Source organism: Chlorogloeopsis fritschii PCC 6912 (assembly GCF_000317285.1).
Classification (GTDB): domain Bacteria; phylum Cyanobacteriota; class Cyanobacteriia; order Cyanobacteriales; family Nostocaceae; genus Chlorogloeopsis; species Chlorogloeopsis fritschii.
The window spans coordinates 15696-33715 of the sequence record NZ_AJLN01000055.1 but is presented as its reverse complement, the minus strand read 5'-3'; the positions used below and the strand labels follow the sequence as shown (position 1 = coordinate 33715).

The following is an 18020-nucleotide window of genomic DNA, read 5'->3' as shown; positions in this document are numbered from 1 at the left end:
GGAACAAATCTCCAAATTTTATAAGTACAGGTTTTTCCTCTATATATAGACTGCCATCTTTTGACTGCCTATAGACAGACGATAAACTGGATTGTCAATCCAATTTACAAATTTTTACTTCTTCTAATCATATTAAGTGTTCTTCGCTAATTTTTCCAGTTTTTTTTTAACTTAACTTAATCTTTGAACGTACTTTCAACCAAATACCCATCAAGAAAATTTACAGAATTAGCTGTGAATCATAAGGTACAACTGCCAAACTGAGTACAAAAATTCTAACTATCCACGCCATTAAACTGGATAATGACCTCTATGTGGCTACCTGGGTTAAAGTGTTTACCATCGGCAAAGCTTTCCACTCACCACTGAGATTCAGCTTGCTAAAGTTAGAATTAGACCAAAAGTTAAATTAAATTAAGGCTAGATGTTTACCATTGATTTAACCGTAAAGAACACCCCTTTCCCAATCTCTGTGCAGCGTAAGACAACAGAGGATGCTGAAGCTGTTTATCAGCTAATTCTGGCGGCGATGAGTTCTGGCAAGCCAGAGATTGTGGAACTCAAGTGTGAGGGCAAGACAGAGAAAAAAATCGCTGTCCGTGCCAGTGAAATTTCAGGGGTGCAGGTTTCACAGAGGGATGGTGTAGCCACTGGTAGTGGAAGACCACCTGGTTTCTTTGCCCTAGCCTCTGAGTAAGGTGCTGGTGGTGTAGAAATGGCGGAACCGGGCATCAAGGTACAAGATTTAAACTTCAGTTGGCCATCAGGTGAAAAAGCGATCAAAGCTTGTTCTTTAGAAGTACCTAAAGGAGAATTCTGGATGCTTTTGGGTACAAATGGCAGTGGGAAATCAACATTGCTCAGGCTGCTGGCAGGGCTATTGGCTCCTCAATCTGGCGAAATAGGAATTTTGCATCCCGTTGGTTTTGTTTTCCAAAATCCCGATCATCAACTGGTGATGCCTACCGTTGGTGGTGATGTGGCTTTTGGGCTGGTGGAAGAAAAATTACCACCAGCTGCTGTGAGAGCTAGAGTTGAGGAAGCTTTAGCAGCAGTAAATTTACTGGGATTGCAACGACGCCCTATATACGCCTTGAGCGGAGGACAAAAACAGCGGATAGCGATCGCTGGTGCCTTAGCTCGTCACTGTGCAGTTTTACTACTAGATGAGCCGACTGCATTACTCGATCCAGATAGCCAGTTAGAATTGGTGGCCGGTGTCCGCAAGTTAGTCAAAAGTCGAGGTATCACCGCTCTTTGGGTCACACATCGTCTTGACGAGTTAGATTACTGTGACGGTGCTTTTTTATTAGAGAGAGGCTCATTGATAGATAAAGGAGAAGCTCAACGTCTCAAACAACGATTGATGCAGTTGGATAAAGAAAGTTCGTAGAAGGGACTAGGGGCTAGGGGTTAGTGGTTTATCTAAATAGAAGTCAGAAGGCAGAATATTCTGAATTCTGTATTCTTCTTCAATACTTCCCTCTGCCCCCTGCCCCCTGCTCTCTTGTCCCCTTGTCTCCCTGTCTCCCTGCCTCCGCGTCTTCTTCCCTAGCCCCTTTTTTGAGCAACTATTTGTAGAGCGAGCACTTTTTTGCTTATGTAACATAGTGTTACAAGGGATGGTTGAATTACTATAAAAGTTATGAATGAATTTTGTTAACTTTAGAAAATTGTGATTCAAAACCATGCCTCGTTCCTCATCTACAGCCGTTTTGCTTGTAGACGGCTACAACATAATTGGTGCTTGGTCTTGCCTTAAAAAGACTCGTGACACTGCTGGATTAGAAGCAGCACGTTGGGAACTGGTGGAAACTTTGATCGGTTACAGTGCTTTTGTGGGCTACAATACGCAAATTATCTTTGATGCCCAATATCAAAACTCCTGTAGCAATAAAGAAACTATCACTGAGCTTCTATCTGTTCATTATACTGATTTCGGGCAGACAGCAGACACATATATAGAAAAAGTCTGTGCATCTGTTCGTTCTTCGCTGGCTCAAGCTTTGTCTGCTCGTATGATTGTTGCAACATCAGATCGCGCACAACAATTAGTAGTACAGGGGTACGGCGCTGAATGGATGTCAGCACAACAGCTGTGTTATGAGGTACAAGCTACTGTTTGTCGAGCGCGGCAAAAGTATCAACCACGCAAAAAATCTAACGGTAGATTTTTAGCTAATTCTATCGATGCCAAGGCTCGGCAACGTCTGGCTGAACTGAGAATGGGATTATGAGTAGGTTCAGACATACTATTTAATTCTAAAGAACTCTTGAGCTAGGTTCAGAGCTAATCAGCACTGCGAATCATAGAGTTAAACTGCTATTCAAACATTTTTCCAAAATTTTTTTTAAAGTACTTGCTATTTATTTTTTTTGGCACTAATATAAGAAATCGCGGCGTTCCTCAGTAGCTCAGTGGTAGAGCGGTCGGCTGTTAACCGATTGGTCGCAGGTTCGAATCCTGCCTGGGGAGTTAAACAAAAGATAAAGGTCAAAGGATGAAGGATAAAGAAAAAGTTTCATGCTTCAGCCTTAAGCCTTCACACTTTAGAGATTTGTGGTTGCTTGACCAAAAAGTCACGTTTCTCAATCATGGTTCTTTTGGGGCTTGTCCAAAAGCAGTGTTAGCAGTTCAAGAACGGTTGCGATCGCAATTAGAACAAGAACCACTACGATTTTTTACTAGGGAATGGGAACCGCTGATAGATGAAGCCAGAAGTAAATTAGCGACATTTGTGGGTGCTGATGCTGAAGATTTAGTGTTTGTTCCGAATGCAACTACTGGTGTAAATTCGGTGTTGCGTTCTCTTGTCTTCCATCCCGAAGACGAAATACTCACTACTAACCACGAGTACAACGCTTGCCGCAATGCTCTAGATTTTATTGCCAGTCGCACGGGGGCGCGGGTGGTTGTTGCCAAAGTTCCTTTCCCGCTTGAGTCGTCACAACAGATTTTCGAGGCAATTCTAGAGCGAGTTTCATCAAAAACACGGCTGGCACTGTTGGATCATGTGACGAGTCAAACTGGGTTAATTTTTCCCCTACAGCAACTGGTACAAGAATTGCAGGAGCGGGGTGTAGATACGCTTATAGATGGCGCTCATGCACCCGGAATGTTAGCTCTAAACTTGCGAGAAATTAATGCGACTTATTACACGGGGAATTGCCATAAATGGCTGTGTGCGCCAAAGGGAGCAGCATTTTTGTATGTGCGGCGGGATAAACAGTCAGAAATTCGTCCATTGACAATCAGCCACGGTGCTAACTCACCGCGTACCGATAAAAGTTGCTTTCAATTGGAATTTGATTGGATGGGAACAGACGATCCCACAGCATATATGTGCGTACCAGAAGCGATCGCATTTCTGGGAGCGCTGCTACCGGGTGGTTGGGATGAATTGAGGCAGCGCAACCATCAACTCGTGTTGGAAGCGAGAAAGCTACTTTGTGAAGCGTTGGAAGTATTGCCACCCTGCCCTGATGATACGATCGGCTCAATGGCGGTTATACCGATGCCTGCTGCCTTGGAAAACCGGAATTTTATCTCTGTACGCGATGAATTATTTGATAGGTTTAATATCCAGGTGCAAATAGTTCCTTGGCAGGAAACACCAAAATTACTAGTGAGGATTTCAGCGCAGATTTACAACACGATTGAGGAGTATGAGTATTTAGGGAGAGCGATCGCGCAACTTCTACAAAGGTAAATAGAAAATATGGAGCTAACAAAAATCACCTATAAAGAAAGCCGTGATATTGATTTGCACAGCATCCTGACATTGTACAAGGCAAATCACTGGTCTTCAGCCGACAAGCCGGAGCAACTCTACAACGCCCTAACAAATTCCCACTCTTTAGTTTCGGCATGGGATAAGAATAAATTAGTCGGACTTGGAAACGCTATTTCTGATGGTTTTTTAGTCGTTTACTATCCTCATTTATTAGTTTTGCCAGAGTACCAAAAGCGAGGTATAGGCAGACAAATTATGACAATTTTAATGTCTCGCTATCAAGATTTTCACCAACAAATTCTAGTTGCAGACAAACAGGCGATCGACTTTTATCAAAAGTGTGGATTTGAGCGAGCGGGAAAAACCGAAGCATTGTGGATCTATGCAGGAAAAGAACATTGATGAAAATGACACGTGCAACATCAAAAATAGTTTTATGATGCCAAGTTTACCCACTGTAATGTTGCTTGCACAGAGTTAACCAGCCGCCTATCTGCCGTCCAAAACTGGCATTCTAATCTTTGAGCAAGGGCGAGATAATGGGCATCGTAAGTAGCGGGTAGTCTGAGATTTCTCGCTAAAATAAGGGCTTGTTGGTGTAACTCTGCATCACCATAGAGCCTAATATTCAAATTCATTGCCTCTACCAAAGTTTGATCTGCTTCTTCTGGTAAGATTTGTCCTGCAATAACAGAGCGATGTAAGGCATTGCTGAGTTCAAAGTAAATTAACGTTGGTGCCACTATTGTATAGTTCAGATCTAACCACTGATTCCACAATTCCCTAACCCGCAACGCTAACGTACTTTTAGATAACAAAAGCACAACTAAGTTTGCATCAACACAAACTGTATCTATTGTCATTTCACCTCAGACTTTGGAAAGCAATTACGTATCAGTTCATCATGCTGTTCGTTGCGTTCCTCTCTGGTTTGTCGGATATAGTCTTCTAGCGGTGGATCAAATGGTTTACCGCCACGACGAGCGTTGATTTTGTCCCCCAACTCGATTAGCCTTTCAAAGGCTGCTCGCCCATCTAATTTTTTGAGTTTTTCTTCTAAAAGTGCTCTTTCCTCTTGAGATAGAGACTGGATAATTTGCGCTAGAGCTTCTACCAGTTGCGTGTTCATAAGCTTTACCAGGCAAAATAGCTTTATTCATATCCTACAACCCAAGTTTTATTCATCTCAGGTGAGTTCGCAGCAAGAGCGAGTTACATATTTGATAACAACTTTTATAACAGCTTGCGATCGCTAATGGATGACAGCACCTTGATGCTGGTGATATCTTCACGCAAAAAACTGGGAGAATACGCTGTTCACCTTTTAACAAATCATCGCTGGTGGCAGTGGCGATGGTTGAGGTGATACCATTTTGGATTTTGAAACATTTATTGAATCAGCGTTCCAGATTTCCATCTGTCGCAATCATTTTTCAAATTGGTATGACTTGGGAACAGGTAAAGGATTTGCTGCAAAAAGTATTGCGGGGATAGGTATGAAAACTCGTGCGCGAGTATCAGAACCTCGTCATTGAGTCTTTGAGCTTCATCGTCGAGTCTTTGAGCTTCATCGTCGAGTCTTTGAACTTCGTCAACGAGTCTTTGAGCTTCATCGTCGAGTCTTTGAGCTTCGTCAACGAGTCTTTGAGCTTCGTCATCGAGTCTTTGAACTTCGTCAACGAGTCTTTGAGCTTCGTCGCCGAGTGTTTGAACTTCGTCACCGAGTCTTTAAGCTTCGTACTCTCGTTCCCAGGCTGGAGCCTGGGAACGCAATTTTAGAGGTTCTACCTCTGGTAAATCTGGGAGGCGGAGGCTCAAAAACCTGCATTCCTTGCCTCTGGCAAGGAACGAGTCACGCAAACTTAGGGAACAATCTCAACAACCGTACCTACCTGCACCCACTGATACAATTCATCCACATCTTTGTTCTTTAGGGAAGGGCAACCCAAAGTCCAATTTGTGCGCTGATCAACGATTTCATCTGCTCCTTGGGGAACACCATGAATACCAATCTCACCACCAATAGGAATATGCCAAGCAAGTTTGCCTGTTAACTTTGCCTGAAAATGCTTTCTCCAAGAGTCGGGATTGGGATAGTCAAGCCATAGAAATTTTGACCATTGAGGGTGAGAGTATAAATTACGGATGTGCAGAATACCCTCTGGAGTTTTTTTGTCACCCTCTCTGTATTTATCACCCTTGGGGTTACTTCCAAAAACGACTGCGTAAGATTTCAGCGGTTTTAGATCGTAGTAAAGTGTCAACCTATGTTTAGATTTTTCAATTAAAAGAGAAAATTTTTGTTTATCGTATGTTGCTCCAGCTAACTTTTCAATCGGTTTGTCATAATTTAGCAACTGATTTCCTGCTGGAGGTGTATGAAGCTTTTGTCTTGCTGAACAACCTTTAAAACACAATACTTCCGGAAGTTCTGTTAGTGGAAACATCAACTTTAATTTAACCAGAAGTAAGTAAAATACACAGCCACTTATGGACAATAATAAAATTGTTAGTATTTTTTTCCTATTCCAATTAATTCCAGGAAAAAATTTGGTCATAGTTTTAGCATCATAAAATGTATGTGTCTGATAAATTTTAAGCTTGCCCAATTCCCAATCCCCAATCACCGATCCCTAGTTCCCAGATAACAGGTAGTAGAAGAACAATTGTATTGATTAACCCTGCGACTGATGAACCACCGCCTTTGCTCTGACTTATTGGATTGGTAGGAGTAATTTTGCAGGAGCAGGAGTAATGCAAATACAGCTTAAGCCAATCAATCAGCAAGTTGTCGCCGTAGTTGGGGCTTCTAGTGGTATTGGGCGAAATGCAGCTTTGCAGTTTGCGAATCGAGGCGCAAAGGTGGTAGTTGCCGCCCGCAGCCAGCCAGGATTAGAGTCTTTAGTGGAAGAAATCCAGAAAATGGGTGGTGAAGCTACTGCCGTAGTCGCTGATGTAACGGTATTTGAGCAAGTCAAAGCGATCGCAGATCGAGCTGTCGAGCAATACGGGCGTCTCGATACTTGGGTACATAATGCCGCTGTGGAACTATATGCTGCTTTTGAGGTGACAACACCAGAGGAATTTAAGCGCGTTATAGATGTTAATTTGATGGGGCAGGTGTATGGTGCGATGGCAGCGTTACCCCATCTCAAGCGGGAAGGGCGTGGGGCGTTGATTCATGTGACGTCGATAGAGGCAAGGCGCAGTCTACCATTGCAAAGTGCCTACGCTGCATCAAAACACGGTGTAGATGGCTTTTTAGAATCTCTGCGCGTTGAGTTGATGCATGAGAAGCTACCTATTAGCGTTACGAATATCATGCCAGCTTCTATCAATACACCCTTGTTTAATAAGGCGCGTACCAAATTGGGAGTCAAGCCGATGGGAGTACCGCCAGTTTACCAACCTAGCTTGGTTGCTAAAGCTATTGTTGAAGCTGCTGAACGTCCAAAACGCGATGTTGTTGTTGGTGATGCTGGCAAGGCAATCCTTGCGGCGCAACGAATTTCGCCAAGTGCGGTTGATGCTTATATGGTGCGTACTGCTTTTAGTGGGCAGCGCACAAATGAACCAAAATCAGAAACCGCGCCGGATAATCTTTATGAACCAATTCAAGGTTACGACAAGATAGAAGGTGATTTTAGCGAGCAGGCACGCTCTTGGAGTTTTTAGATTAGTAATATTTGTTGAAGCGATCGCGCATCGAACTGTTACAGCAAGGTGCGCGTTTTTTAGTGTCACCAAATAAATTACTACTTTGGTAAGTGGATATATCCATCTGAGGGTCTTTGCAATAGTGACAAAGCTAACATTACTCTAACTAAAGAAGGATAAAGGCATTAAGTCATATCTATTAACAATTACTAAAATTTTTAAGTTGCAAAAGGGTAATTAAGTGAGTTATAAATTCACAGAAAAACAAGTTCACGTTCAGGAGCAAAGTATCTTTTATTTAGAGGGAGGAATAGCTAATAATTCTACCCCAATACTTTTCATACATGGCTGGGCTGTCGGTATCGATCCTTATCAAGAAGTTTTAAATAGTTTATGCGATCGCCATCATTTAATAGCACCTTATTTACCAGGATTTGGTAAGTCAAGTGGTTCTGTTGAGGATTGGAATTATCAAAATTATGCTCAAATTTTAATTGAATTTTTGCAAGAATTAAATATTAGAAAAGTTCATGTGATTGGGCATTCACTAGGAGGTGGCATAGCTGCGACATTAGCAGCATTAAAGCTAAATCTAGTCAAAAGTCTAATATTAGTAGATAGCACAGGTATTCCTGTCGAGCCTGTACCCTTGGTACTAGCTCAAAGGGCTATAGAAATGACTGCTCAAACTCCGCAAATGAAATTTCCCCAAGTTCTACAGATTTTTCAAGCTTTTTCCTACAATTTATTGTTTAGAAGTCAAAATACTATCAAAGCTTTAATGCTCTCGTTAGAAAAAGATTTAAAAACACTTTTGCCGCAAATTCAATCCCCCTGTCTACTTTTATGGGGAGCAAATGACCTCACAACCCCATTAAAAGCTGCACAAGAATTTTCACAACTAATTAAAGGTTCTCAACTGATAATTGTGGATGGAGTTTACCACGAGTGGAGCATCTGGTTTGTGGAAAGATTTACCAATTTAGTGTTTGATTTTATTAATGAAATTGAATCTCAAAATTAAAGAGGGGTAAGATATATCAGTAGTGCTGACTTTATAACTATGACAGCCACTTTACCTGTTGCTTCCCAAACAGAACCCTTTTACCCCAGTGCTGATGGTGAACCAGTGGCGGAAACTTACGATCACCTTTATGCTTTGCTGACTACTCTGGAAGTTTTGAAACAATATTTAGCAGGGCGTCAAGCAACTGTATTGGCAAATCAATTTCTCTATTATTCTCAAGGTTTTCCCAAGTTGCGAGTTGCCCCCGATGTGATGGTAATTTTTGATGTTTCCCCAGGCGGTCGGGATAATTATAAAATCTGGGAAGAAGGTCAAGTTCCTAGTGTCATTTTTGAAATGACTTCCCCAGGAACAAAAGAGCAAGATGAGGTGTTTAAAAAGACTCTTTACGAACAATTAGGTGTAAAGGAATACTGGTTATTTGATCCCAAAGGCGAGTGGTTGCAAGAGCAGTTACGCGGCTATCGTCTGCACCGGGGAACCTACGAACCCATCGAAGATAACCGCAGCGAACCATTGCAGTTGCGGTTACAAGTTGAAGGGCAATTGATTGGGTTTTATCGAGAGGATACGGGAGAAAAGTTGCTGCTCCCAGAAGAACTTACACAGGCTTTGCAGCAAGAAGTTTTGGCAAGACAACAAGCAGAAGAACGTGCTGAACAAGAAAAACAACGCGCCGAGCAGGAAAGACAACGTGCCGAACAAGAAAGACAACGCGCCGAACAAGCAGAAGCCCAGGTACAACAGTTAAAGGAAAGATTACGTTCTCTCGGTGTTGATCCTGATGCAATTGAGTGAGGCTAAAATTTAACTGCGGTACTGAGAGATAAATTATTAATGGCGTGGAGGTTGAACACAAAAAGAAAATTCCGATTTGGAGTTTTCCTGCTACTGGTGGTTGTCAGCGCGATCGCTATTTTTCTTCTTCACTCTCAAAAACAGCAGGCAATTTACACAAAAGAAAGCAATTACGCTATTCACGCCCGCCAAAGCTTTAATCAACCGCAATACTACCCCATAGAGCAAACACTTCCTTCGCACTATCAACCGATCGCCAACTGGGTAGGAAGGTTAATTTTGCCTAACGTACAACAGATCCGCTCAGGTGCAGACTGGGTGTGGCTGGAAGTGCAACACGCACCACCAGCAGCAAAAAATCTGATTGGCAAAGTCGTGCGTCTGGAATGGAAGCACACGCAACAGATACAGCCTTACGTAAGAAGAGTAACGCGAGATGTTAATTTTACACCTGCTACCAAAGACAGCGAACGTGCCGGGAATATTCATCCTTCTCGTCTTGATGGACGTTTGAAGGTGGGGGCTTTACAATCTCTTGCGGGATTTCGACCTAATGATGATGTAATTGTTACTCTAGATCATGTTGAAATTATAGAGCAGGGAGATAGTCAAATACTCCTGCAAATTGAGCAGGAACCTGTGCTGGCAACTGGGCGGTTTTATGGTTTGGTAAAAATCCTCAAAGCGGAAGCACCCAGAAGCAGTGAATTTTTCCGCGTGCGCCATTACAATCCTGCCTCTGGTAACTTTGATAGTGCAGAAGAAATTATTCGCATTCCCCAGCAGGCAATTGATACGCGAAATATACCTCCATCTACGCCACAACAAATTGAAGCCTCAACCGCAGGTAAGACAGGCTGGTATATTTATGGTGCTAAAGATGCTAAAGATGTATTCGTAGTTCAAGCATTAGCACCGCGATCGCTCTTTCAACTACAACCGGATGACATAATTTGGGGTACTGAAGCAGGAATAAATTACATCAAATATGAGAATTGGCAAAATACAGAAGCAAACAAAGGTAAAATCCGCAAAGCTTTAGTCGTTCCACAAACCACACAACCATTATCAGAATGGCATGAAGGGGATAAAGCCATTGTTTTACATATCTTTGGTGGCATTGGTGGTAAAAAAGGTGAGGTGTTAAGCATACCCAGTACTGTTACTGGGCATTTTGCCTTTGGAGTGGTTGAAATAGTTCGCGATCGCTTTACCAACGAGTTACAGTTTGCTATCCAGTATCACCAAATTTACGCTCACAATCCCGACGGAATTATTTCCGGAACACACTCCTGGGCAAATTATATGGGCAACTTACAGTGGGGATGGCTGGCGACTCGCCCTGTTACGGATATCTTGATCAAATTTGATCCGGTAACGCAAGACTACAATTTTGACGGTATTAAACTTTCACCTCTACAAGAATTTATCCGCCAATTGCAGATCATGATGGCTCGCTATCGAGTCGGTGACGGTACGGGCAGCGCTATGGTTACACCTGCTATTTCTTGCGTTCAAGACTCCAATCAAGCACTCTACGCTGCCATCAAAGCGATCAAACAGCAAGTTAGTTCAACCCCAGCCATCCAAAAGTGGCTCAAAACTCATCCCGAAGACAGTCAAACTTTACGCTTTCAGCAATTAGTCTCTTTAGGATCGTCTCTTGAAAAAGAACTGCTGCCTCTTGGTATAGTTCGTGCTGACTGGGAAAGCAATGCAACTGCTGTAGCAGGAATTGATGATGGCAAACAACCATTTAGAGATCCTAGTATTTGGGCAGGGCTGACAAGTTGGCGAAGCACTACGCCACGACAGGCACACGACGAACTTGCTGCCTTATTTTTAAAACATGGTGCGAAACTGTGGTTTTTGCAAAGCAATCAAGTCGGGGGATGGAATCCAGATATTATCCCTGTTGCACCCACACCATTCTTTGGACAGATTAAGATACCCTTTACCCAAGTATCACCTATGCCTATTATTCTCAATCGTGTATTAGCATCTTTGGCGATTCCGGAAGTTCGAGATTGGCTGGTTGTAGGTGTGACACTGCTAATGTATGGCGCGATCGCTCTACCCTTAGGTTTTTCCTCTGGATTTTTGCAGTTAAATTTCTGGTCTGAGAGCTGGATTAAACTATTCTCAGTGACATTAGGTGGTTTAATATTTCCAGCCTTAAGTGAAGAATTGGTATTCCGCGTTTTGCTACTACCCCACCCCACAGAAGTAGTAAACTGGGGCAATTGGGCTTTATGGGCAGCGTTAAGTTTGCTGCTATTTATCCTTTACCATCCGCTAAATGGCAAAATCTTTTCACGGTTTGGATTACCAACCGCTTCTAACCACCCTATTTTTCTGACTCTAACAGGATTGTTGGGCTTGGGCTGTACCGTAGCCTATGCCCTGACAGGTTCTTTGTGGGCGATCGCAACCATCCATTGGATTGTAGTAGTTGTGTGGCTGATATTTCTAGGAGGGATGCACAGGTTGCATCTAAAATAAAGTAAATCATTAAATAGGTAAAGTTATAAGTGTTTAGCTACTTAGATCCCCAACTTCTTACCAGAAGTCGGGGATCTTGCTGTTCACGAATGATTTAGAACTGCTATATTAATCAAACTCTTGCTGTGCCAACGCTAGCAATCTTCCGGTACTCCTCTGCTGCCTGCCGACAAACTCTGGCGCATTTTTGGCAGTGTTCTAAGTTATACTTTTCGCATTCCTTAGAGCAAGCTTCGCAGATGTCAGCACAAGCTCGTGACAGGTGGGAAATGAAGTACGAGCCACGAACCATGTAAGTCGCAAGAGTTTGGCAAACTTCGGCACAATCGAGACACATTTGCGCACATTTCACCATGTCTGGATGACCCATGCAGGCTTTGGCGCAGTGTTCGCATTCTACTGCACAATGCATGGCAGTATCGAAGCTAGATTGGTATCCTTGTTGAACTAAAAGCATTGAAATTCTCCTTATATTACAGATGCAATCGTGGATGATTCTAAATGACTGATAGCTAACTTGCGACTGCTAGCCCCGCAGCCTTCCAAGCATTCCACGAGCCAGGAACATTAATAACTTTGTCAAAACCGTGTTTTTGCAAGAGACTGGCAGCAATTGAAGCACGATAGCCACTGCCACAGTAAGTTGCGATCGCTTTATTTTTATCTAACTCATCCAGGTGTTCTTCCAGATGCGGTACGTAGATATGTGTAGCTCCAGGTACTCTGCCCTGTTGAAATTCATCATCACTGCGCACATCCAGCACGGTTAAATTCGGATCTTCTTTATGTTTGTTTAATTCATAAACTGTCCACTCACCCAGATGCTCTAGTGGCAAGCCTGCATTTTGCCAACTTGTCATGCCATCGTGCAAGTAGCCGCCTAAGTTATCGTAGCCAAGCCTGAATAGCTGTTCTGTTACTAGTTTAACGTCGCGATCGCTCTCGATTACAAGCAACAGTGTTTTCTCTGGTTCAATCATCCAACCAACCCAGTTAGGAAATTCCGCTCGTAAGGCGATGTTGATGGCACCTGGAATATGTCCCCCACCAAATGCAAGAATTGAACGCGTATCGATAACGATAGTATTTTTGTCTGCCATCATCTTTTCAAACTCTTGCGGTGAGAGTGGTTGCAAAGTCGGCACGCAACCCATCACCTTTGCACCTTGAGCGTTGACTTTTTTGAGACGAGCATAGAATTTTGGTGGTTCTGGCATTCCCCTCAATACCCACTCAACAAATTCCTCTTCGCTACGTTCTTGCAACGCTGGGTTAAATATTTTCTCGTTGCCAATGGTACTTTGCCTGCGATCGCCAATCGATTTACCGCAGGCTGAACCAGCACCGTGGCAGGGATAAATTTCCATGCGATCGCCTAATGGCACAAGTTTGTCGAAGATTGAGTGATATAGTTGCGCTGCCAGCTTCTTCTCAGTGCCACCACCTAGCAAGTCTGGTCTGCCAACATCTAAATTAAATAAAGTATCGCCAGTAAATATGCCAAATGGTTCCTTACCCTGCTTGGCATCAAAAATCAAAAACGAAACGTGTTCCGGTGTATGCCCTGGTGTGTGCAAGGCGCGTAGGGTAACGTTACCTATTTTCAATTCGTCACCTTCACTGAGTTGGTGCAAATCGAATTGATAAGCATCACTCTTACCTCCGTAAATGGGCGCACTAGTTCGCACTTGCAGTTCGTGGGAACCAGATACAAAATCTGCATGGATGTGGGTTTCAATAATGTGAGTGATTCTGACACCCATCTCCCGCGCTCTTTGCAGATAAATATCTACGTCGCGGCGGGGATCGATGGCTGCGGCAACACCTGCCTTGTCATCACCAATAAGGTAGGATAAGTGTGCTAGCCCCTCTACGTTTATTTGCTCTAAAACTAATGCCATAGGGCTTTTTCCTCCGACTGCTATTTGCAGATCAATCTGAAGAACGGCTCTTATAGTGATAATTCAACTACTGCGGCATTTCCTCTATCTTCAGAAACTATGGAAATATTTTTTTTAGCTTGCTTTCGAGTGCTTAGAGACATATTGCTCAAAAAACTCTTTCATCTTTGGATTAGCACTGCAATCAAAGCCGATTTCACCAGCTTTCCCAAATGCCTGCTCTGGTGTCATTCCTTGGCGGGTTGCCACATTCATCAACGCCATTGCCCCTGCACGCATCGCCGAAGCACAGTGGATTAAAGCTGGTTTTGGGAGTTCGTCAATTTGCTTGAGTATCTCTGTTGTCTGTTCTTCAGTTAAGTTATCAACCTTGACGGGAATATTTATATAATTCAGTCCTAATGCTTTTGCTTCCTCTTCCTCTTGATGCCAGTAACCTTTTTCATCAGGCGATCGCAGATTCAAGATTGAGCTAAATCCTTCTTGTGCAGCCTGCTGTAACTGTTCTGGCGTTACTTGCCCCGATACAGTTAGCTGCTCGTTAATCTTTTTGACGTTTTCCATGACTTTATACTCCTGCGTTGTCTCCAACCGCTCCAAACAGGAAAACTAACGTTATTTCGCAATATTATTACTCATTACCCTTATTCTCATAACTCTCAAATCCCCAATTTGGACGATTTGTGGAGTCTATAAATATGGTTATAGACAAATAAAATGAGGAACTTGTGAAGACATGAATTCTCTAAATTCGCATAACCACACCTCAATGGACGGACTACACTACCGCTGCAAAGATTAAAAATGCTTAACATTTCGTTACGATAGAAACATCAAGAGGTAAAAGAAAAAACCTCTAGTGGCTGAAATCAAAGGTAAACACCATGAATGGCACAATTCGCGTAGGCAACCTCTTTGGGATTCCCTTTTATATTCATCCGTCCTGGTTTTTAGTCTTGGGTTTGGTAACTTGGAGCTATAGCAGTGGACTAGGTGCCCAATTCCCCCAATTGGGTGGGGGATTAGCTTTGCTATTAGGATTGATGACAGCGTTACTTTTATTTAGCTCTGTTGTTGCCCATGAATTAGGACACAGCTTTGTCGCCATTCGCCAAGGAATTGATGTCAAATCAATTACATTATTTATATTTGGTGGGTTGGCAAGCTTAGAAAAAGAATCAGAAACTCCAGCTGAAGCCTTCTGGGTAGCGATCGCCGGGCCTTTAGTTAGCTTACTGCTGTTCGCTATCTTTACAGCCATTGGTTTTGCTACTGCTGCAACTGGCCCCTTGGCAGCAATTCTGAGTGTGGTAGCTTTTGTTAACTTGGCATTAGCGCTGTTTAACCTTATTCCTGGCTTGCCTTTAGATGGCGGGAATATACTGAAAGCTTTGGTATGGAAAATTACGGGAAATCCTTACAAGGGTGTTGCTTTTGCCAGCCGAGTCGGACAAATCTTTGGTTGGGTTGCGATCGCTTCTGGTTTAGTGCCACTACTGTTATTTGGCAGCTTTGCTAACTTCTGGAATTTATTAATCGGTTTCTTTTTACTGCAAAATGCTGGTAATGCAGCTCAATTTGCAAGGGTGCAGGAACAACTCACAGGTTTAACCGCAGCCGATGCCGTAACTCTAGATAGCCCGGTTGTATCTGCTAATCTTACCCTGAGGGAGTTTGCTGACGAGCAGGTTTTAAATGGGCAGAACTGGCGTCGATTCTTAGTTACAGATGATAACGGGCAACTATTGGGAGCGGTAAGCGTTGACAATCTGCGTTCGATTCCGACAGCATTATGGACAGAAACTCAAGTTAGAGAAGTAATGCAACCAATTGCAGATTCCGGTACTGTAAAATCCGATCAACCTTTATTGGAAGTAGTGCAGCGACTCGAACAACAAAAATTATCTGCACTTGCCGTGATTCGTGACAATGGCGTGCTAGTTGGAATTTTAGAAAAAGCTGCAATTATCAACTTACTCCAGAAAAGAGTACAAACAAACCCTGCATAATGCCTTGAATCCCAAAATTAGAGGATAATTGTCATTCTTCTGAAAAAGAGTTGAGTAATCCTTAGGCTTCAACACCTACTAAATTACTCAACTCTTTTTTTGGGTATTTTGGCGGATATAGCATTGCCAAACTAAAAGCGATCGCATCATTTCTGGGTTGTGCTTGTTAATATGCGATCGGAACTTGCATTTCTGGCGCACTTTGTTGTTCTAAGTAAGCTTTTACTTGCTGGCGTTGTTGTGGGTTTAGCGCAGTTGCAATTTCTTGATTAGTTTTGCTAATAATACTAGCAGCCTGCTCTTTTTGGCCATCACTGATATTTGCATCCATCAGTGCTATATCTAGTCTTGTCCCAGAGTTCAGATCTTGTTCAAGTCTAGCTCGTTGCGCTGGAGTCAGAACCAGTTCAATTTGACGGCTTCTGCGAGAGAGGATTTCCCAAATTTGTTGCTTTTGTTGATCGGAAAGATTTAACTGCTTCAAGATTGATGTAGAGCTATCTGGGGCACCAGAAAACTCTGCATTTGTTGGCTCGGAGGTGCCATTGGGAGTTTCAGGTTCTGCCAATACCATGCCACGAACTAATATTATTAAGGCAAATGCACCGATAAAGATTGAAGTGCGTTTAATAGTGTTAAATTTCATATTCAGAAACTCACAAGTTGTAGAGGTTGCTTTAAGTTGAGGTATAAGCATCAACTAAGCAGTCATCATTTGCACGAGAAAACGATAGGCAATTTTGCAGATTGAGAACTAATAGTCCCCCACGCAAATTATCAGAGGTTATAAAACCCCTATGACTTGTCAAAATTAATTTTGTAGAGAACTAATAGCTCTCAAATAATACAGTTGAAAAATAAGAGACTCGTAGTCCAAAAATAAGGCAGTAATAAGAAATTGATTGCAACCAGCCTAAAAGTTTCTGCTAGAAAGTAGTTACAGGATTTGTGTCAGAAGATAAAATTCGCGAAAACTTACACCAGTTTCGTGTACTCTGTATACAGAATCGCCAAAATATTTGTTTACTCGCTTAGTCTTAATTTATACATATAAATGCTGACTTTTTAATGTCCTCACATGGAGGTTTTCCTTATGGCAGAGACTGTTCGTGGAACATTCACCGATGTAATCTGGCCTACTTTGCCTCTGAGAGAATGGCAGGATACGTATGAAACTTTACATATGTGGACTCAGATTGTCGGTAAGATTCGACTGGCTTTGTCTCCCAAACTCAACCACTGGTGGCAGTCTACTTTGTATGTCACACCTCGTGGACTAACAACCTCTTCAATTCCTTACGGAACGCGCACCTTTGAGATTAGCTTCGATTTTCTTGAACACTACTTACAAATCGATATTAGTGATGGCACCACTAAAAGAATCGCCCTTGCTCCTCGCTCTGTAGCTGATCTTTATCAAGAGATTACGGACACACTAACTGGGAATGGCATCGAAGCTCGGATTTGGACGATGCCCCAAGAAGTTGCCGAGCCAATTCCTTTTGAGCGCGATCGCAAACATACAGCTTACGATCCGGAATACGCCCAGCGAGTTTGGCGCATTCTCATGCAAACAGATCGGATCATGAAAGAATTTCGCTCACGTTTTATTGGTAAATGCAGCCCTGTCCACTTTTTCTGGGGAAGCTTCGACTTGGCTGTGACTCGTTTTTCTGGGCGTCGTGCCCCAGATCATCCAGGCGGAATCCCTAACATGGCAGATTGGGTAACGCGAGAAGCTTATTCTCACGAAGTCAGCAGCTGCGGTTTTTGGCCGGGTGCTGGAGCGGTTACAGAACCCATTTTTTATTCCTACGCCTACCCAGAACCAGAAGGCTTCAAAGATTACCCGATCCAGCCCAAGGAGGCGTTTTACAGTTCCGAGATGCGAGAGTTTGTCTTACCATATGAGGTAGTACGGCAGGCTGAAGATCCAGATGCAGTACTCCTTACCTTTTTGCAAAGCACCTACGATGCAGCGGCAAATTTAGGAAATTGGGATCGAGCAGCATTGGAACGTGTGCCAGTCTTATCAACATAATTAAGTTAACACTGAGATAACCGAAGAAAGATGAAGGATGAAAGATTTTATTAATTCATACTTCAAATTTTTGCTGGACTTTTTTTATGAACTACCTTTATTCATTCTGGTAAATTACGCTTACTAGAAAAAATACCTCCCCTCAAGGCTGGTGATGGGTAAAATTACTATCGTTATTGTCATTTAATTTTCCATTTAGATTAAAATAAATTCTAAAGGTAAAGATACCATAAGAACTTAATAAGACAATCATAAGAAATAAGTAAAAATAAAACTACAATAAAGGAAAAATCAGAAATACTTAAGAAAAAAAAATGAGAAATAATGCCTTAATCTACCCAAAGGAATATT

Annotated in this window: 19 protein-coding genes and 1 tRNA gene; 13 read left to right on the top strand and 7 right to left on the bottom strand. The window is 42.6% G+C overall.

What is annotated here, in order from left to right; all coding sequences use genetic code 11:
- Positions 1-424: 424 nt before the first annotated feature.
- From UYC_RS0108525 to UYC_RS0108495, 6 genes are all read left to right on the top strand, one after another.
- Positions 425-697, top strand: coding sequence for a UPF0367 protein family (locus tag UYC_RS0108525; RefSeq protein WP_016877237.1), 273 nt, complete (start codon positions 425-427; stop codon positions 695-697).
- Between the two features lie 18 nt (positions 698-715).
- Positions 716-1393, top strand: a complete 678-nt coding sequence (locus tag UYC_RS0108520; protein WP_016877238.1) for an ABC transporter ATP-binding protein — start codon at positions 716-718, stop codon at positions 1391-1393.
- A gap of 295 nt (positions 1394-1688) precedes the next feature.
- Positions 1689-2237, top strand: a complete 549-nt coding sequence (locus UYC_RS0108510) for an NYN domain-containing protein (RefSeq protein WP_016877240.1) — start codon at positions 1689-1691, stop codon at positions 2235-2237.
- Positions 2238-2404: 167 nt separating this feature from the next.
- Positions 2405-2476 (top strand) — tRNA-Asn (locus UYC_RS0108505).
- A 25-nt stretch (positions 2477-2501) separates the two neighbouring features.
- Positions 2502-3710 carry an aminotransferase class V-fold PLP-dependent enzyme gene (locus UYC_RS0108500; RefSeq protein ID WP_016877241.1) on the top strand — a complete coding sequence of 403 codons (1209 nt, stop codon included), beginning with the start codon at positions 2502-2504 and terminating at the stop codon, positions 3708-3710.
- A gap of 9 nt (positions 3711-3719) precedes the next feature.
- On the top strand, positions 3720-4136 hold the full coding sequence (locus UYC_RS0108495) for a GNAT family N-acetyltransferase (protein WP_016877242.1): 417 nt from the start codon (positions 3720-3722) through the stop codon (positions 4134-4136).
- A gap of 32 nt (positions 4137-4168) precedes the next feature.
- On the opposite strand, the gene UYC_RS0108490 is transcribed toward UYC_RS0108495, so the two are convergent.
- Together UYC_RS0108490 and UYC_RS0108485 are read right to left on the bottom strand one after the other, a co-directional pair.
- Positions 4169-4597 carry a type II toxin-antitoxin system VapC family toxin gene (locus UYC_RS0108490; protein ID WP_016877243.1) on the bottom strand — a complete coding sequence of 143 codons (429 nt, stop codon included), beginning with the start codon at positions 4595-4597 and terminating at the stop codon, positions 4169-4171.
- Entirely contained in the window at positions 4594-4863 is a 270-nt protein-coding gene (locus UYC_RS0108485; protein ID WP_016877244.1) for a hypothetical protein, read from the bottom strand. The genes UYC_RS0108490 and UYC_RS0108485 overlap by 4 nt, the downstream gene beginning before the upstream one ends.
- A gap of 244 nt (positions 4864-5107) precedes the next feature.
- Here UYC_RS0108485 and UYC_RS38540 point away from each other — a divergent pair, with 244 nt between their 5' ends.
- A complete protein-coding gene (locus UYC_RS38540; RefSeq protein WP_162138998.1) occupies positions 5108-5269 on the top strand; it encodes an LIM domain-containing protein in 162 nt (53 codons plus the stop codon).
- Positions 5270-5596: 327 nt separating this feature from the next.
- Here the strand turns inward: UYC_RS38540 and UYC_RS0108470 are convergent, their stop codons facing one another.
- Positions 5597-6181 (bottom strand): L,D-transpeptidase family protein, encoded by a 585-nt coding sequence (locus UYC_RS0108470; protein WP_235083034.1) that lies wholly within the window; start codon positions 6179-6181, stop codon positions 5597-5599.
- 307 nt (positions 6182-6488) lie between these two features.
- On the opposite strand from UYC_RS0108470, the gene UYC_RS0108465 reads away from it, so the two are divergent.
- The 4 genes from UYC_RS0108465 (at position 6489) to UYC_RS0108450 (ending at position 11718) form a co-directional block, all read left to right on the top strand.
- On the top strand, positions 6489-7409 hold the full coding sequence (locus UYC_RS0108465) for an SDR family oxidoreductase (protein ID WP_016877248.1): 921 nt from the start codon (positions 6489-6491) through the stop codon (positions 7407-7409).
- A gap of 223 nt (positions 7410-7632) precedes the next feature.
- Positions 7633-8415: an alpha/beta fold hydrolase gene (locus UYC_RS0108460; RefSeq protein ID WP_016877249.1), complete on the top strand. Its 783-nt coding sequence runs from the start codon at positions 7633-7635 to the stop codon at positions 8413-8415.
- A 39-nt stretch (positions 8416-8454) separates the two neighbouring features.
- Positions 8455-9216, top strand: coding sequence for a Uma2 family endonuclease (locus UYC_RS0108455; protein ID WP_016877250.1), 762 nt, complete (start codon positions 8455-8457; stop codon positions 9214-9216).
- 39 nt (positions 9217-9255) lie between these two features.
- Positions 9256-11718 carry a CPBP family glutamic-type intramembrane protease gene (locus tag UYC_RS0108450; protein ID WP_016877251.1) on the top strand — a complete coding sequence of 821 codons (2463 nt, stop codon included), beginning with the start codon at positions 9256-9258 and terminating at the stop codon, positions 11716-11718.
- A gap of 112 nt (positions 11719-11830) precedes the next feature.
- On the opposite strand, the gene UYC_RS0108445 is transcribed toward UYC_RS0108450, so the two are convergent.
- The 3 genes from UYC_RS0108445 to UYC_RS0108435 all read right to left on the bottom strand — a co-directional run bounded on the left by UYC_RS0108445 (position 11831) and on the right by UYC_RS0108435 (position 14183).
- Positions 11831-12175 (bottom strand): four-helix bundle copper-binding protein, encoded by a 345-nt coding sequence (locus UYC_RS0108445; protein ID WP_016877252.1) that lies wholly within the window; start codon positions 12173-12175, stop codon positions 11831-11833.
- 55 nt (positions 12176-12230) lie between these two features.
- The gene (locus UYC_RS0108440; RefSeq protein ID WP_016877253.1) at positions 12231-13619 is read right to left on the bottom strand and encodes an MBL fold metallo-hydrolase; all 1389 of its coding nucleotides are present in this window, start codon (positions 13617-13619) and stop codon (positions 12231-12233) included.
- Positions 13620-13733: 114 nt separating this feature from the next.
- Positions 13734-14183 carry a protein tyrosine phosphatase family protein gene (locus UYC_RS0108435; RefSeq protein ID WP_016877254.1) on the bottom strand — a complete coding sequence of 150 codons (450 nt, stop codon included), beginning with the start codon at positions 14181-14183 and terminating at the stop codon, positions 13734-13736.
- A 320-nt stretch (positions 14184-14503) separates the two neighbouring features.
- Between UYC_RS0108435 and UYC_RS0108430 the strand changes: the two genes are divergently transcribed.
- Complete coding sequence (locus UYC_RS0108430; RefSeq protein WP_016877255.1) at positions 14504-15628, top strand: site-2 protease family protein; 1125 nt, start codon at positions 14504-14506, stop codon at positions 15626-15628.
- Positions 15629-15794: 166 nt separating this feature from the next.
- Here the strand turns inward: UYC_RS0108430 and UYC_RS0108425 are convergent, their stop codons facing one another.
- Positions 15795-16274 carry a hypothetical protein gene (locus UYC_RS0108425; RefSeq protein ID WP_016877256.1) on the bottom strand — a complete coding sequence of 160 codons (480 nt, stop codon included), beginning with the start codon at positions 16272-16274 and terminating at the stop codon, positions 15795-15797.
- Between the two features lie 447 nt (positions 16275-16721).
- On the opposite strand from UYC_RS0108425, the gene UYC_RS0108420 reads away from it, so the two are divergent.
- Positions 16722-17669 (top strand): DUF5996 family protein, encoded by a 948-nt coding sequence (locus UYC_RS0108420; RefSeq protein ID WP_016877257.1) that lies wholly within the window; start codon positions 16722-16724, stop codon positions 17667-17669.
- Positions 17670-18020: the final 351 nt, after the last annotated feature.

Excerpts from the sequence above, each read along its gene's own strand:
- UYC_RS0108525 (WP_016877237.1), top strand. The coding sequence starts at position 425 with ATGTTTACCATTGATTTAACCGTAAAGAACACCCCTTTCCCAATCTCT.
- UYC_RS0108520 (WP_016877238.1), top strand. The coding sequence starts at position 716 with ATGGCGGAACCGGGCATCAAGGTACAAGATTTAAACTTCAGTTGGCCA.
- UYC_RS0108510 (WP_016877240.1), top strand. The coding sequence starts at position 1,689 with ATGCCTCGTTCCTCATCTACAGCCGTTTTGCTTGTAGACGGCTACAAC.
- UYC_RS0108500 (WP_016877241.1), top strand. The coding sequence starts at position 2,502 with ATGAAGGATAAAGAAAAAGTTTCATGCTTCAGCCTTAAGCCTTCACAC.
- UYC_RS0108495 (WP_016877242.1), top strand. The coding sequence starts at position 3,720 with ATGGAGCTAACAAAAATCACCTATAAAGAAAGCCGTGATATTGATTTG.
- UYC_RS0108490 (WP_016877243.1), bottom strand. The coding sequence starts at position 4,597 with ATGACAATAGATACAGTTTGTGTTGATGCAAACTTAGTTGTGCTTTTG.
- UYC_RS0108485 (WP_016877244.1), bottom strand. The coding sequence starts at position 4,863 with ATGAACACGCAACTGGTAGAAGCTCTAGCGCAAATTATCCAGTCTCTA.
- UYC_RS0108470 (WP_235083034.1), bottom strand. The coding sequence starts at position 6,181 with ATGTTTCCACTAACAGAACTTCCGGAAGTATTGTGTTTTAAAGGTTGT.
- UYC_RS0108465 (WP_016877248.1), top strand. The coding sequence starts at position 6,489 with ATGCAAATACAGCTTAAGCCAATCAATCAGCAAGTTGTCGCCGTAGTT.
- UYC_RS0108455 (WP_016877250.1), top strand. The coding sequence starts at position 8,455 with ATGACAGCCACTTTACCTGTTGCTTCCCAAACAGAACCCTTTTACCCC.
- UYC_RS0108450 (WP_016877251.1), top strand. The coding sequence starts at position 9,256 with ATGGCGTGGAGGTTGAACACAAAAAGAAAATTCCGATTTGGAGTTTTC.
- UYC_RS0108445 (WP_016877252.1), bottom strand. The coding sequence starts at position 12,175 with ATGCTTTTAGTTCAACAAGGATACCAATCTAGCTTCGATACTGCCATG.
- UYC_RS0108440 (WP_016877253.1), bottom strand. The coding sequence starts at position 13,619 with ATGGCATTAGTTTTAGAGCAAATAAACGTAGAGGGGCTAGCACACTTA.
- UYC_RS0108435 (WP_016877254.1), bottom strand. The coding sequence starts at position 14,183 with ATGGAAAACGTCAAAAAGATTAACGAGCAGCTAACTGTATCGGGGCAA.
- UYC_RS0108430 (WP_016877255.1), top strand. The coding sequence starts at position 14,504 with ATGAATGGCACAATTCGCGTAGGCAACCTCTTTGGGATTCCCTTTTAT.
- UYC_RS0108425 (WP_016877256.1), bottom strand. The coding sequence starts at position 16,274 with ATGAAATTTAACACTATTAAACGCACTTCAATCTTTATCGGTGCATTT.
- UYC_RS0108420 (WP_016877257.1), top strand. The coding sequence starts at position 16,722 with ATGGCAGAGACTGTTCGTGGAACATTCACCGATGTAATCTGGCCTACT.